The following is a 15,462-nucleotide window of genomic DNA, read 5'->3' on the forward strand; positions in this document are numbered from 1 at the left end:
AACTACTTGTGGCTGTTATTGATTCCTACTAGTTCTTAGCCTGGAAGTCACGTGGCGGTTGTAACCTACAAAAGTCTCTATGCTTACCGCTCACTGAAATTCGCCAGATTTTGCGACATTATAGTTTACATCCACCCCTAAAACCTCTAAAATGAACCTATGTAAGACTAACGATAAAAGTAGTCCAAATTCAGAGAGGAAATGGCTTGGTGCAACGTTTCCAGTGACGAAGTGGGTCGTTAGATCACTTTAAAATTCGATGATTAGTGTCGCGGGGTCGCCGTTATCGACAAGAGGCAGTCATGAACTGCAAATTAGGTGGTACCGCGCGTTAGCGTCCTTTTAGCAAGTAGCTAAGAGGGCGCTTTTTTGGAAAGGATGAAGATAATGAGTAAACACGTCATTTTAACAGGGGATCGCCCCACTGGTAAGCTACATATTGGTCATTACGTTGGTTCATTGAAAAACCGCGTTGCGTTACAAAACACTGGCGATTATGAGACCTATATCATGATTGCTGACATGCAAGCCCTGACTGATAATGCACGAGATCCAGAAAAAATTCGGCACAGTTTGTTACAAGTTGCCTTAGATTATTTAGCAGTGGGGATTGATCCGGCTAAATCAACGATTTTAGTTCAATCACAAATTCCAGCACTTAATGAATTAACGATGGCTTATTTGAATTTGGTCTCCGTTTCTCGGTTAAATCGCAACCCAACGGTGAAGACTGAAATTAAGCAAAAGGCGTTTGGTGAAAGTGTGCCCGCCGGTTTCTTTATCTACCCAGTGAGTCAGGCCGCTGATATTACCGCTTTTAAAGCAGACACGGTGCCCGTAGGTGAAGACCAAGAACCCATGTTGGAACAAACTCGTGAAATTGTGCGGAGTTTCAACAATATTTATGACCAACAAATTTTAGTTGAACCAGAAGGGTATTTCCCACCTAAAGGCCAAGGCCGAATTCCTGGACTAGATGGCAACGCTAAAATGAGTAAGTCTTTGGATAATGCCATCTACTTGGGCGATAGCGCCGACACGATTCAAAAGAAGATCATGTCGATGTACACCGATCCCGAACATATCCACGTGGAAGATCCCGGTCATGTTGAGGGCAATACGGTTTTCACGTATCTGGATATTTTTGCCGATGATACAGCCAAAGTTGCTGATTTAAAGGCCCAATACCAACATGGCGGCTTGGGTGACGTGAAGATCAAACGGTATCTCAATGAGGTCTTGCAGGCAAAGCTAGAACCTATTCGGCATCGGCGCGAACAATTTGCCGCTGATGAAACCGGTGTTTATGATATCTTGAAGCAAGGTAGTGAACGGGCAAACCAAGTGGCTGCTCAGACCTTACATGAAGTGCGTCACGCGATTGGAATTGACTACTTCGGGTAACCGGGAATGGGGGATGTGCGATGCAAAATTTAGCCATAGTTGATCTAGGTTCTAATTCCGTGCGGATGGCTGTTAATGAGCTTCACGACGATGGCACTTATCGTGAAGTGAACCGTATCAAAGCCGATAGCCGGCTATCCGAGGGGATGGGCCCAGAAAAGATCTTGCAACCCAAGGCCATGGATCGCACGATTGCGGCACTAAAATCGTTTCGACCGTATTACGAGCAATTGCCACACCTCATTGTTCGGGGTATTGCCACGGCAGCAGTTCGCCAGGCACGCAACCGTGAAGAATTTTTGAAACGGGTCGCGGCTGCTACAGACATTGACTTAGAAGTTTTGTCCGGTGATCAAGAAGCCTACTATGATTATTTAGGCGCTGTTAATCGGTTGAAGATTAAGGATTGCTTGCTACTAGATACTGGTGGGGCCAGCTGTGAGTTAGTTCACGTCAAAGACGGTAAAGCAGCCAGCTTAATCAGTGTGCCATTTGGGGCTGTTAATCTCTCAGAACAATTCCGATTAGATGATCGGGTAACGGCCGTCGATTTATTCTCCGCGCAGGTCTTTTTGCGGGAACGACTACAAGATATTTGGTGGCTAAACGACGCCAAGCACTTACCCTTGGTTCTACTGGGAGGTGCCAATCGCACATTGGCCCGGATGAACCGTCAACAACAAAAGATTTTACACGTTGAAAACATTCACGGCTACCGGTTAACCACTGGTCAAGTCATGAAAACCTTTGAACGCCTGTTACGGGTGCCATTAGCCGAGCGTAAACGTATCTCGGGGTTGGAACCTGAACGGGCCGATATTATTATTGGTGGGATGCTCCCATTAGTCACGCTACTGCAAATGTTAGATTCTGACCGGGTGATTTTCTCGGAAAGTGGCGTGCGTGAGGGGATTATCTCTGAGTACCTGAGCCAACGATAGGAGGTCCGATTGTGATGCTAATGCCATTTTATCGATTATCATATGCAGCTAGGCGGGATCATTTAGCACAACGCGCTCACTTAACCGTGGCGCAGTTAGCGTTAATTGCCGCACGACGGCAAGCGACTGATGATCAACTCATTGAGAACTATTTGACGACTTACGGGATACCCGAGGGCGTGGCAGTGAATCTGCGCGTTGATGGGCATGACGTGATGGTTCCCATGGTAACTGAAGAACCATCCGTCATCGCTGCCGCTAGTAATGGTGGTCGCTTATTGATGAGTGAGGTGGGCATTACCACCACAGTCAAACAACGTGAATTGATGGGTCAGATTGTTTTTAGTCATGTAACCGATCAGGCACATTTACGTGACTGGCTAATGGCTCATGAGTCCCGACTCTTGGAAGTGGCGAATGCCGCTCATCCGAGCCTGTTAACCCATGGCGGTGGTGCACGATCAATTCGTGTGCGGTGTCTACCACCAGATTGGGTGTCACTTGATTTATTCATTGATGTCGGTGAGGCGATGGGGGCTAACTTGGTAAACACGTTAGCTGAGGCAGTTGCTACCGAGATTCGAACACAACTTGACGTTGATATTTTAATGAGCATTTTAAGTAATTATGCGACCCATAGTTTAGCCACCGCTACTTGTGCAGTGCCAGTGGCCCAATTAGCCACCAGAACACTCACGGGCCAGCAGGTGGCCGAACGAATCTGTCAGGCCAGCGCGTTAGCCCAAGTTGATCCTTATCGTGCTGTGACGCACAATAAAGGCATTATGAATGGGATTGATGCGGTTGTTCTCGCGATGGGGAATGACTGGCGATCGGTTGAAAGTGGTGCGCACGCTTATGCGAGTCGCAGTGGTCAGTATCAGGGGCTCAGTCGCTGGTGGTTAGCGGATGGGCAACTCCATGGTGAATTGACGTTGCCGTTGGCCTTGGGGGTTGTTGGCGGTGCCACACGAGTTTTACCACTCGTACGGGTCAATCAACAACTCGCTCAGATCACGACAGCCCGGCAGTTAATGGGACTTACGGCCGCCGTTGGCCTTGCGCAAAATGTTGCGGCACTGCGCGCTTTAGTGAGCGATGGCATTCAACGGGGGCACATGGCACTACAGCGCAAATCACTGGCCTTATCGGTGGGTGCGACGCCAGCTGAGTTACCAGCGGTGCTCGATCGGTTGAAAACCATTACCCAGCCGACCACAACACAGGCACAAGCAGCCTTGGCTGCCATTCGACAAGAAAATTTAAAGAAATAGGTGAATAGACAAACATGCAAGCAAAAGATGTGCAACTCAATACGGAGGTGCAGGGCCTGTTAGACCAAGTTAACGCCTTGTATCCGGGTAAGGTGTCGGTATCTTTTATTAGTGATCAACGAGTGGGGTTTGTACGCCACGATCAGGCTCAGCAAGTTAAAGTGGGCGATGATATTGTCATTCAGGTTGCTGATCTGACCGCACCAAACTACACAGCAGCTCATGAGCTGGTCCATTTACTCATGGTACTGTCTGGCTTTCCCCAAGTTTTCTTCTCCTTAACCACGGGGCAACCGCAGTTGGATGAACAACTTATGATTATGGGGACGGAACTATATGACATCGTTAGCCATATGGTAGTCGTTAAAGAGCAGCAAAAACATCAGCTGATCACTGACGAGATTAAACAGCTTTACTTAAACGGGATCACGGCAACGTTGAAGCCAGAACCAACACCAGTTGATGACGAAATGACGTTACGAACGTTGACACTATTGGATGCGCTGGTCTTCTTCGGGACGGACGATCAAGCGGTCATGGACCAGTTTGAACGAGACTATCCGATTAGTTTAGCGGCTGCAAAAAAGCTTTACGCAATTATCACCGAAAAGCCAGTGACGTCACCATTCTCTTTACGTCGCAATGTCGTCAAACTCTTCAAAGCCTTTGATGAACAGCTGGAGGCTTGGCACTTGCCAGCCCTGCACAATACAGAGTTCACGACGCTATCGAGTGTATTATCTCAGCGTCAACTGAGCCTAGAAGTGAAGCAAGTCTTTGAATTTTATCACTCAGATATGCACGAAAAGACAACCCAACGCCGGGCATATGTTGGAATCAATCGAACGGATCAACAAAATGCGTTTGTTCTGCCAGCACCGGCGCCTAAAGAAGACTCACCAGAGTACTTTACTAAGTATTATAATTTGACAGTTGAGGAGCTCTTTAAGCAATTGAAGATGCCATATATTTTACGGTAACCATAGCGTTATGAAGGGATGATGGGGATGGCAGCAACTTTACAACAGGCATTCGATGCAGCTAAACACATTGTTTTCTTAACGGGTGCTGGGGTATCAACACCGTCAGGGATTCCGGATTACCGCTCAAAAAATGGCTTGTATACCGGTCATCGCAACGCGGAATACTATTTGAGCCACACGTGTTTGGCTCAGGAACCCGAGACGTTCTACGATTATGTCAAACAAAATTTATATTATCCGCAGGCGCAACCCAATGTCATTCATACTAAGCAGGCGGCGCTAACCCAACAAGGACGGGCGACAGTCATCACGCAAAATATTGACAACCTGTATCGATTGGCGAAAACGCAACATCTGATCGAGTTTCATGGGAATCTATATCGGGTATATTGCCAGATCTGTGGGCAAGAGGTTGCTTGGCAAGACTATTTGCAGTCACCTTATCATGAGAGTGATGGCGGTTGGTTACGGCCAGATGTCGTCCTTTACGAAGAGGGACTGAATCAAGTCAATGTTCAGCGAGCGGTTGCTGCTATGCAGACGGCCGATCTCGTTGTAATTGTCGGCACGTCAATGCGTGTTTATCCGTTTGCTGGTTTATTAGATTATCGGGCGCCACAGGCCCAAGTTGTGGCGATTAATCAAGAGTCGCTGAATTTGGGAATTGATTATCAAATGATTCAGACAGATGCAACGAGTTTCTTTGAAACGTTAACCGTATAGGGGGGTCTAGCAATGAGCCATCAGGAGATTATCCAAGAGCTGCGCCAACTGGTGCGCCGATTACGTTGGCTAAATGTGCTGCAATTGATTCCCGATACGTTGATTATCTATGGCATTTTACAATTGGCTTTTGGCGGGCAGATTGTGACGTTGTTCAATCAGAGTTTTGCGCGGCAACAGGCGGTCTTAATAACGGTTCTGTTTGCTTTAATTGATTTATGCGTGACGGGCATTCGGTATAACGACCGTTTAGCTGGTAAACGCCTGATTAGTCAGTTAAATGGGCGTTTGACAACACCGGAGGCTGAACTAATTAAGCAATTTGAACGGTTTAAGTGAGGGGGGATTGGATGATTACCATTGGATTGACCACTTGGAAAGAACATCCCGCTTTGATTGGCGGTGAGGAGCGCCCCGTAACCCTGACTGAATACGCAGGACGTTTACCTGTCGTTGAGTTAGATACGCCCTTTTACGGTATCCCTCGCCAAAGTACGGTGGCGAATTGGCAAGCGGCAGTACCTGATGGGTTTCAATACATTTTGAAAGCCAATCAGGTCATGACACGTCATGATCGGCAACACCCTCTGGATGAAGCAGGGATTACAGCGGCTTTTGACCAGTTCATTATGGCCATTCAGCCCATGGTAACGGCCGGAAAACTCATGACGGTGCTGTTCCAGTTTCCACCGTTCTTCAATCGGACGACGGCGAATATTCAATATTTACGCGATGTTCGGCTGAAAATGGGAAAACTGCCGGTAGCCGTCGAATTCCGGAGTCCCAGTTGGTTTGAGACACCGGGTATGACTGCGGATGTCATGGCCTATCTCCAGTCGTTGAAGTTAACCAATGTGACAACTGATGAGCCCCACAACTTAAATGATGGGATTCCGTTAGTCGAAACGGTCACGACACCGGAGTTAGCAGTGGTGCGGCTTCATGGTCGCAATGCACAAGGCTGGTTCAACCAGGGCGCTGATTGGCGGAAGACCCGTACGCTTTATCGTTATAGTGAACCCGAATTGCAAGACATTGCTGTATTGGTGAAACGGGTCGCACAGCACGCCCAACAGGTGTGTGTGATTTTTAACAACAATTCAGCTAAGGACGCGGCACCTAATGCGTTACGGCTACAGGAAATTTTAGGCTTACATTGGCAGAATCTGGCGCCACAACAGCTAGACTTGTTTTGAAGTAGTAACGGTTAGTTCTATGGCTCACTGGTGGTTTAAATTGCCCGTCCACTGGCCGCGTCAAATGGGCTGGAATAACCACTAATATGAGATGTTTGTGACGGCCGAGAAAAATCAGCGTCTACAGTTGCCTGCAAAAGACACTAGCAGATTTATCCATAAAACCCCGGTTGTCTGCTATGGCTCAACCGGGGTTTATGCTATACTTGGTTAGAATTTACATTAAAATCTAACCTGAAAATTACGAAATAATTTAGAGCGAGGGAAGGCTTTTATTTTATGGCAGACAAACCAAGTTTTTACATTACCACGCCGATTTACTACCCATCTGGACGGTTACATATCGGTAATTCTTATACGACAATTGCGTGTGACACGGTTGCTCGTTACAAGCGGAGCAATGGGTATGATGTGTTCTTCTTAACCGGGACAGATGAACATGGCCTGAAGATTGAAGATAAGGCCAAGGCCCAAAACCAAACGCCTCAAGAATATGTGGACGGCATGGCGACGGGCATCAAGCAGTTGTGGAAGACGTTAGAGATTTCCAATGACAAGTTCATTCGGACAACAGACCATGAACACGTGGCCGCTGTTCAGGCGATCTTTGACCGGTTACTCAAACAGGGTGATATTTACTTGGGTGAGTATGAAGGCTGGTACTCCGAAGATGATGAAGAATACTTTACGGAAACCCAATTGGCCAAAGTCTATCGGGATGCCGATGGCAAAATGATCGGTGGGCAAGCGCCTTCTGGTCATGATGTCTCTCTAGTAAAGGAACAATCCTACTTCTTCAAAATGAGTAAGTATGCTGACTGGTTGTTGGATTTCTACCACAGCCATCCGCACTTTATCCAACCAGAATCACGAATGACAGAAATGATTAATAACTTCATCAAGCCTGGATTGGAAGACCTCGCTGTTTCGCGGACAACTTTCAGCTGGGGGGTACCAGTCAAGAGTGATCCTAAGCACGTTGTTTACGTGTGGATTGACGCTCTTTTAAACTATATCACCGCGTTGGGTTACACCAGTGATGATGATGGCCTCTTTAAGAAGTTCTGGCCCGCTGATGTGCAAATGGTGGGTAAAGAAATTGTTCGTTTCCATTCCATCTATTGGCCAATTGTGCTCCATGCCTTAGGGCTAGAAATGCCCAAGGAATTATTTGCCCACGGTTGGTTATTGATGAAAGACGGCAAGATGTCTAAATCTAAGGGTAACGTGATTTATCCAGAAACCTTGGTTGATCGATATGGGCTGGATGCGTTGCGGTACTACCTGATGCGAGCAATGCCTTACGGTAATGATGGGGTCTTTTCACCAGAAGACTTTGTTGATCGGCTAAACTATGATTTGGCTAATGATTTGGGGAATTTATTGAACCGGACCGTTGCAATGATTAACAAATATGAGGGTGGCCAATTACCACAATATCAAGCTGGAGTTACCGAGTTTGATGCTGATTTGGAAGCCACAGCAGCCACAGTCATCACGAACTATCATGACTTGATGAACCAAATGCATTTTGCTGATGCTTTGGCAGAAATTTGGAAGTTAGTAGCGCGGAGCAATAAGTATATCGATGAAACGGAACCTTGGAAGTTAGCCAAAGATGATAGCAAGGCTACAGAATTGGCTGCTGTTATGGCTCATTTGGCTGCTAGCTTGCGGGTCATTGCCACGCTTATCAGTCCAGTTATGACGCATGCCCCTAAGGAAATCTTTGACCAATTGGGCTTAGACGTTGCCACCTTAACGATGACGGACTTGATGTTAGCTGACCTACCAGCAGGTAAGCAAGTCGTCGCTAAGGGAACCCCTATTTTCCCACGGATTGATGTGCAAGAAGAAGTCGACTTTATTCAGGGTAAGATGACCAAGTCAGAAAAGACGAAGGGACGGGCAGCCATGGCCGCTAAAGCAGAAGCCCAACAGGCCGCTAATGAACCAGCAGCTGAAGACTTAACTTTAAACAAGCCGAAAATTCGGTTTGATAAGTTCGAAAAAATTGAATTACGAGTCGCTGAAATCAAAGCCGTTGACCATGTTGACGGGGCTGATAAATTACTGAAGTTCCAATTAGATGCTGGCGATCAGGGGACCCGGCAAATTCTTTCCGGAATTGCTGAGTGGTATCCAGAACCACAAGAACTAGTGGGCAAGAAGGTCGTCATTGTGGCGAACTTGAAGCCACGAAAGATGAGAGGACAAGTTAGTCAAGGGATGTTATTGTCTGCCGAACATGATGGACAAGTGACCTTGCTGACCTTACCTGACAGTCTGGTTAACGGTTCTGACGTTAGCTAGAATGGTGTCGGGCACACCTGTCTGACCGATGATTGTTGTATGTCTAACATAAAACGTGGACGGTAGAGGCGTTAAGCCGTCCGTCCACGTTTTTTAACTTACGGAAAAGGAGACCCATGATGAAAATCTTTGATTCGCATACCCATCTCAATAGCGAAGAATTTCTGGATGACGTGCCGGGGTATCTCAAACGCGCGGCCGAGCTGGGCGTGGTTAAGATGACCAATATTGGCTCCAACACGCAGTTGAATGCGGATGCCATTAAGCTGGCTCACCAATATGACCAGTTATTCGCCGCAGTTGGTTGGCATCCCGAGGACTCAAAGAATTATGATGACGGGGCTGAAAAATTACTTGAAGAACAATTGACAGATAGTCGCGTAGTCGCACTGGGTGAAATTGGCCTAGATTATCACTGGGATACGTCACCCCAAGACGTGCAACGGCGGGTATTTGCTCGGCAAATTGCGATTGCTAAAGAAGTTGGTAAACCGATCGTGGTTCATAATCGGGATGCTTTTGCCGACACGTACCGCATCATTAAAGAAGCTGACATTCGCGACATCGGCGGTGTGATGCATAGCTTTAATGGTGACCCCGAGTGGCTGAAGAAGTTTCTTGATTTAGGGATGCACATTTCTTATTCAGGTGTCGCTAGTTTTAAGAATGCCCACGAGGTCCACGATGCCGTTCGCGCGACACCATTAGACGTGATGATGGTCGAGACGGATGCGCCATATTTGACACCTGAACCGCATCGTGGTGAGCAAAATGAACCGGGCTTTACGCGTTACACGGTGGAAGCGATCGCTAAAGAACGTGAGACGACACCGGAAGTAATTGCGGCCGCCACGTTTAAAAACGCAGAGGAGTTTTATAAGATTGAAGAAGATTAAAGAAGTCCTAGTGGTTGAAGGCAAGGACGATACGAAGCAAATTAATCGCGCGGTGAATGCTGATACGATTGAAACACGGGGGTCCGCTATTGACGATGATACGTTGACGTTAATTCAAAAATTGGCGGATCAGCGTGGCGTGATCATTTTTACAGATCCTGACTTCTCAGGTGAAAAAATTCGCAAGATTGTGGCTGAAGCCGTTCCGAATGCCAAGCACGCGTTTTTACCTAAAGCGGCGGGACGTCCGGAAAAAGCGGGTGGTTCACTAGGCGTCGAACATGCCAGTCCAGCCGCTATTCGCGCGGCTCTCGATCACGTTTATACGGAGACAACGGCAGCCCCTACCTTGATTACGCATGATGATTTGCTGGCGGCAGGGTTAATTGGTGGTGCTGGCGCTAAAGCACGACGTGAACAATTAGGAGAGATTCTCCAGATTGGCTACGTTAATGGCAAACAACTTGAAAAACGACTACGGATGTTTGGTATTCAGCCAGCCGATTTTGCCGCTGCCTTACAGCAGGTCCGTGAAAAGGAGCAATCACATGACAAATGAACTTCCTGAAATTGGATCACCAGCCCGTACCAAGGCAATTTTGAACCGCTATCGCCTGGTAGCTAAAAAGAGTCTCGGGCAAAACTTCCTGTCTGACCTCAATATTTTACGTAATATTGTGGCTGCGGGTGATGTGAATGATCACGATAATGTGATTGAAATTGGGCCCGGGATTGGGGCGTTGACCGAGCAGATTGCCAAACGGGCCCACAAGGTGGTGGCGTTTGAGATTGATGAGAACCTCTTGCCGGTCTTAGATGAAACCTTGATGGATTATAAAAATGTTAAAATCATCAATGAAGATATCTTAAAGGCCAATTTACCAGCAGTGGTAGCAGATGAATTCGAAGCAGATCGGCCTTTGAAGTTAGTGGCCAACTTGCCGTATTACATTACGACACCAATCTTGATGGGTGTTTTGCAGAGTACGGTTAGGTTTGAGGCAATTGTGGTTATGATGCAGGCTGAAGTGGCCGAACGACTAGTTGCCGAGCCAGGAACGAAAGCCTATGGCTCTTTATCAGTGATTATGCAGTACCGGGCGCACGTGGAGATTGCTTTCAATGTTCCTCGAACAGCGTTCATTCCCCAACCTAACGTGGATTCAGCCATTATTCGCTTGACGCCACGCGAAGCGCTACCAGTGAATCCGTACGAAGACAAGGCTTTATTTAGTTTTGTTAAGGGGTGCTTTGCACATCGTCGAAAATCGTTGTGGAACAATCTTCAGGGGATTTTTGGTAAACAGCCAGAGGTTCGTGAACGAATTGAAACAGTTTTGAATCAAACGGGTATTTCGCGTCAGCTGCGGCCAGAACGCTTAACGCTACTTAATTTTATCGAATTAACGAACGCTTTCCACAATGAGGGATTGATGTAACCCTTACCAACTATGGATTCTTGCGGTTTTGAGGGTGTTGTGGTATAATTTGCAATTTTTGTGAAACGATGATATAATTGTTTCACAGAGGTGAAGTGCATGCCAACAAGTTTAGCGAACATTAAGAACAAACTGGACGATCGCATTGGCGAAAAGCTCATGGTGATTGCTCAGGCCGGTCGTAAAAAAACGACAGAGCGGCATGGAATTCTTCGGGAAACTTACCCAGCAGTTTTTGTGGTTGATTTAGACCAAGATGAAAACTCGTTCGAACGGGTTTCCTACAGTTATACCGATATTTTAACCAAGAACATCGAAGTTGACTTTGATGAATAAATAATTGGGCCGGATAAGGCCTTTTTATTTTGCCGTCAACCATAGTATAATGGGCTTAATCAGATTCACGAGAACAGTAGACGATGCGTCTACTTGAGAAGTAAGGTGGAGCTCATGCAACTGATCGAAAAGGCGCCAGCCAAGATAAACCTCGGGCTCGACACGCCTTACCATCACCAAGATGGGGCGGAAGAGTGGAATATGGTTATGACGTCCGTTGACTTGGCTGACTATGTGGAAATTCAAACGTTGACGAAGCATAAGCGGATTCGTGTGGCTTCGGATAGCGGCTTTTTGCCGAATGATCAACGGAACCTCGCTTTTCAGGCGGCCCATTTATTACAGACAAACTATGGTATTGACGAAGGGGTCAATATTCGCATTAAAAAAAATATTCCCGTAGCGGCTGGCTTGGGTGGTGGTTCTTCCGATGCTGCGGCTGTCTTACGGGGACTAAACCAATTGTGGTCGTTGGGACTTAGCTGGCAAGAGTTGGCGGAGTTGGGGTTACAAATTGACTCCGATGTACCTTACTGTGTGTATGGTCGGACAGCACATGTACGAGGTCGAGGCGAACGGATCACACCACTATCAAAGCTTCCGGCAGCGTGGGTAGTTTTAGCTAAACCCAAGGTGAGTGTATCAACGCCCAGCATCTTACAGCAGATTCAGTATGATCATTTGGAACATCCGGACATTGATGGCTTGTTACGCGCGATCCGCGAGCAGGATATTCAAGGGATGTGTGCGGTGATGGGCAATGCGCTGGAACCCTTGACGGCTCACCGCTATCCGGAGATCACCCAAATTAAACAACAAATGATGAAATTTGGTGCGGATGCAGCGCAAATGAGTGGCACGGGGCCCACAGTCTTTGGGCTATGTAGTAAGCAGTCTCGAGCACAACGGGTGTTTAATGGAATGAAGGGGTTCTGTCGCGAGGTGTATTTGGTGCGGCCATTGCCTTAGAGGAGAGCTGACAAATGACGGCAGATGAAGTTTTTCAAGCGATTCAGGCAGATCCAGAAAACCAAGCTTTCACGGCGCAAGGTATTTTGCCGTTGTATCATATAGAGGAAAATGCCGAGATCCTGCTGATTAGTCAAGCGCCCAGTCGACAGGCGCAGGCATCAATGACGTTTTGGGATGATCCCAGTGGAGATCGATTGCGTAGCTGGATGGGCGTGACGAAAGACCAATTTTATCATTCCGGCAAGATTGGTGTGTTGCCGTTAGACTTTTACTATCCGGGCAAACACGCTCACGGTGGTGATTTACCACCACGGAAGGGCTTTGCGGAAAAATGGCATGCACCGTTATTAGCGTTGATGCCTAAAGTAAAGTTGACCTTATTAATTGGTCAATATGCGCAAAAAGCTTACTTGTCTAATCGGCAAAAGACGTTGACCGCCACGGTGGCCCATTTTCAAGACTATCTACCGGCGTATTTTCCGTTAGTTCACCCGTCACCGTTGAATTATGGGTGGCAAAATCAACACCCGTGGTTTATGACGGATGTGGTCCCCGTGTTGCAACAGCGAATTCAATCAATTATAAAATAAAGATCTTCCTGTAGCGGGGGATTGATCAAAAAAACAGTTCTCCCAACGACTCACTGGTCGTTAGGGGAACTGTTTTTAGTTTGTCAGATTACAGCTTAATCGTTGTAGCTGCACCATCCAGGGTGACCTGAGTGGTCTTACCGTTTTCGTGAATATAGATGGTAGCATTACCGTTTAAACCAGTGGTTGTGACCTTGAGTTCGTTACCAGTTCGGTCAACCGTGACCTTACCAGCATCTTTGCCTTTTTGATCCACAACCGCAACACTGGTGGTACCTTCGTGCATGTCGTATAAGTGAATATCCAAGTCCTTGGTGAAATCATAGTCGGCATGAACGGCCTTAGGATTCCGTAAGAGAATGGTATTTTCACGGGCGAGAACAGGGAGGTCTAACTCACTGTAGTTTTGACTGAGCCACTTACCATCTTTGACATCGTAGAATTCGTTGTCATCGATAATGCTGGTCCATTTGCCAGCTGGTAGATAGAGATTGACGTGACCTTCATGATTGAAGACCGGTGCCACCAGAATTTGACTTCCCAACATATATTGGTTATCCAACGTGTGCGCCGTGAGGTCTTGGGTAAAGTCGAACCACATTGGCCGCATTAGTGGGTTACCATAAGCGGCGTTATGAGCTGCTTGGGTGTACAGGTAGGGCATTAAGGATAGTTTCAAATTGACATACTTGCGCGTATTTTCCACGGCTTCGTCATCGAAGTTCCATGGGACCCGGTAAACGTTACTACCGTGATAACGACTGTGAGAAGATAGCAAGCCAAATTGCGTCCACCGCTTGTACAGATCAGCCGTTGGTGTATCGGGGCCATCCTCGAAACCACCAATGTCATGACTCCAAAAGGCAAAGCCAGAACTCAAGAATGACAGCCCACCATGTAAGGTGTCGGCCATGTTCTTGAAAGTGGACAAGGCATCGCCACCCCAGTGAACCGGGTACTTTTGAGAACCGACTGTTGCGGAACGGGCAAAGACAACAGCTTCACCTTTCCCCTTGGCTTCTTCAATGGTTTCAAAGACCGCTTGGTTGTATTGCAGGGTGTAGTAATTGTGTTCTCGTTTCGGATCGGAGCCATCAAAGAAGACGGCATCGTCGACTGGAATCCGTTCACCAAAGTCGGTCTTAAAGCAATCAACCCCCATATCAAGTAGGGCTTGAAGCTTGCTCTTGTACCACTTCACGGCGTCAGGGTTGGTAAAGTCCACGAAGGCGTTACCGGCCTGCCAGAGATCCCATTGCCAAATGGTGCCATTTTCACGCTTGACGAAGTAACCTTTTTCTTTACCTTCTTCAAACATCTTCCCTTTTTGGGCGATGTACGGGTTGATCCAAACACAGACCTTAATACCGCGGTCGTGAATCTTCTTAATTAGGCTAGCGGGATCTGGGAACTCGTCACGATCCCATTCCATGTTGCTCCATTCGAAGCCCTTTTGCCAGAAGCAGTCAAAGTGGAAGACATCTAGTGGAATATTGCGTTCCTTCATGCCATCGATGAATTTCATAACTGTTTTTTCACTGTAGTCTGTGGTAAATGAGGTGGTCAACCACAAGCCGAAAGACCATGCTGGTGGTAATTGCATTTGACCGGTCAGTTGGGTGTACCGGTGCAAGATTTCTTGTGGCGTTGGCCCATAGATGACATAGTATTGCAGTGATTGACCTTCAGTACTGAATTGTACCCGGTCAACATTTTCAGAGGTAATCTCGAAATCGACCGTTTGTGGTTGGTCAACGAAGACACCGTAGCCAGCATCCGTTAAATAGAAGGGGATGTTCTTGTAAGATTGTTCAGAAGCTGTCCCACCATCTTGATTGGTGATTTTGACTTCTTGACCATTCTTAATGAAGTTACCAAACCGTTCACCGAGACCATAAACCTTGTCGTCTACGCCCACGTTCAGTTGTTCGCGCATGTAATCCTTATTAGTTGAGGAATCATGGATGACCCCTTGGGCCTTGTCTAAGGATTGGGTCAACAAATGATCCCCATTTAAGAAGTCTAATTGGAACGCCTGCTTAAAGGGAATCCGGGCCGTTAGTCCGCCAGAGGTAAAGGTCAATTCATCATCGCCCGTGGTAATGGCAACATCTGGGTTTTGATTGTTGATATGGTAGGCGGGGCCTTTTTCGTTTTGATCGAAGTGCGTCAGCTTAACACCAATCACCCCTTCAACGGGTGAGGTTAGGTCGATCGTACTCATGCCTAGGTTAAGTTCGTCGCCGCGTTCATTGATAAACTTGAATGGCGCGTACAGCGTTAACTTGTTATCAGTTTGCTTGTAGTCAAAGACTTCTCGTGGGGATTCAATTTGGTATTGTGGTCGGGTTAACCAGTAGCCGTTCGTAAACTTCATGGAAGAACACCTCTCAAA

General features: G+C 47.1%; 15 protein-coding genes. 14 read left to right on the top strand and 1 reads right to left on the bottom strand.

Translation table 11 applies throughout. The features are described from left to right. The first annotated feature begins 387 nt into the window (after positions 1-387). The 14 genes from trpS (at position 388) to FC61_RS11620 (ending at position 13,067) form a co-directional block, all read left to right on the top strand. Positions 388-1,404, top strand: coding sequence for a tryptophan--tRNA ligase (gene trpS, locus FC61_RS11555; protein ID WP_035464008.1), 1,017 nt, complete (start codon positions 388-390; stop codon positions 1,402-1,404). 20 nt (positions 1,405-1,424) lie between these two features. Further along, the gene (locus FC61_RS11560; protein ID WP_021740896.1) at positions 1,425-2,345 is read left to right on the top strand and encodes a Ppx/GppA family phosphatase; all 921 of its coding nucleotides are present in this window, start codon (positions 1,425-1,427) and stop codon (positions 2,343-2,345) included. A gap of 11 nt (positions 2,346-2,356) precedes the next feature. After that, a complete protein-coding gene (locus FC61_RS11565) occupies positions 2,357-3,619 on the top strand; it encodes a hydroxymethylglutaryl-CoA reductase, degradative (RefSeq protein ID WP_042516671.1) in 1,263 nt (420 codons plus the stop codon). Between the two features lie 14 nt (positions 3,620-3,633). Continuing rightward, positions 3,634-4,599, top strand: coding sequence for a hypothetical protein (locus FC61_RS11570; RefSeq protein WP_021741013.1), 966 nt, complete (start codon positions 3,634-3,636; stop codon positions 4,597-4,599). 27 nt (positions 4,600-4,626) lie between these two features. Then, complete coding sequence (locus FC61_RS11575) at positions 4,627-5,325, top strand: NAD-dependent protein deacylase (RefSeq protein ID WP_024525723.1); 699 nt, start codon at positions 4,627-4,629, stop codon at positions 5,323-5,325. Between the two features lie 12 nt (positions 5,326-5,337). Next, positions 5,338-5,664, top strand: a complete 327-nt coding sequence (locus FC61_RS11580) for a hypothetical protein (RefSeq protein ID WP_011667237.1) — start codon at positions 5,338-5,340, stop codon at positions 5,662-5,664. An 11-nt stretch (positions 5,665-5,675) separates the two neighbouring features. Beyond that, positions 5,676-6,521, top strand: a complete 846-nt coding sequence (locus FC61_RS11585) for a DUF72 domain-containing protein (protein ID WP_035464091.1) — start codon at positions 5,676-5,678, stop codon at positions 6,519-6,521. A gap of 279 nt (positions 6,522-6,800) precedes the next feature. Further along, complete coding sequence (metG, locus tag FC61_RS11590; protein WP_021741009.1) at positions 6,801-8,834, top strand: methionine--tRNA ligase; 2,034 nt, start codon at positions 6,801-6,803, stop codon at positions 8,832-8,834. Positions 8,835-8,953: 119 nt separating this feature from the next. After that, the gene (locus FC61_RS11595; protein WP_035464088.1) at positions 8,954-9,730 is read left to right on the top strand and encodes a TatD family hydrolase; all 777 of its coding nucleotides are present in this window, start codon (positions 8,954-8,956) and stop codon (positions 9,728-9,730) included. Beyond that, positions 9,717-10,289, top strand: a complete 573-nt coding sequence (rnmV, locus tag FC61_RS11600) for a ribonuclease M5 (RefSeq protein WP_021741007.1) — start codon at positions 9,717-9,719, stop codon at positions 10,287-10,289. Before FC61_RS11595 ends, rnmV begins: the two co-directional genes overlap by 14 nt. Next, positions 10,279-11,169 (top strand): 16S rRNA (adenine(1518)-N(6)/adenine(1519)-N(6))-dimethyltransferase RsmA, encoded by an 891-nt coding sequence (gene rsmA / locus FC61_RS11605; RefSeq protein ID WP_011667242.1) that lies wholly within the window; start codon positions 10,279-10,281, stop codon positions 11,167-11,169. Before rnmV ends, rsmA begins: the two co-directional genes overlap by 11 nt. Positions 11,170-11,268: 99 nt before the next feature. Next, entirely contained in the window at positions 11,269-11,505 is a 237-nt protein-coding gene (locus tag FC61_RS11610; protein WP_011667243.1) for a Veg family protein, read from the top strand. 114 nt (positions 11,506-11,619) lie between these two features. Continuing rightward, complete coding sequence (gene ispE, locus FC61_RS11615; RefSeq protein ID WP_011667244.1) at positions 11,620-12,474, top strand: 4-(cytidine 5'-diphospho)-2-C-methyl-D-erythritol kinase; 855 nt, start codon at positions 11,620-11,622, stop codon at positions 12,472-12,474. Positions 12,475-12,488: 14 nt separating this feature from the next. Beyond that, positions 12,489-13,067: a uracil-DNA glycosylase family protein gene (locus FC61_RS11620; RefSeq protein ID WP_011667245.1), complete on the top strand. Its 579-nt coding sequence runs from the start codon at positions 12,489-12,491 to the stop codon at positions 13,065-13,067. Between the two features lie 88 nt (positions 13,068-13,155). Here the strand turns inward: FC61_RS11620 and yicI are convergent, their stop codons facing one another. Next, a complete protein-coding gene (yicI, locus tag FC61_RS11625; protein ID WP_021741006.1) occupies positions 13,156-15,444 on the bottom strand; it encodes an alpha-xylosidase in 2,289 nt (762 codons plus the stop codon). Positions 15,445-15,462 lie beyond the last annotated feature (18 nt).

This window comes from Levilactobacillus brevis ATCC 14869 = DSM 20054 (genome assembly GCF_001433855.1).
GTDB lineage: Bacteria > Bacillota > Bacilli > Lactobacillales > Lactobacillaceae > Levilactobacillus > Levilactobacillus brevis.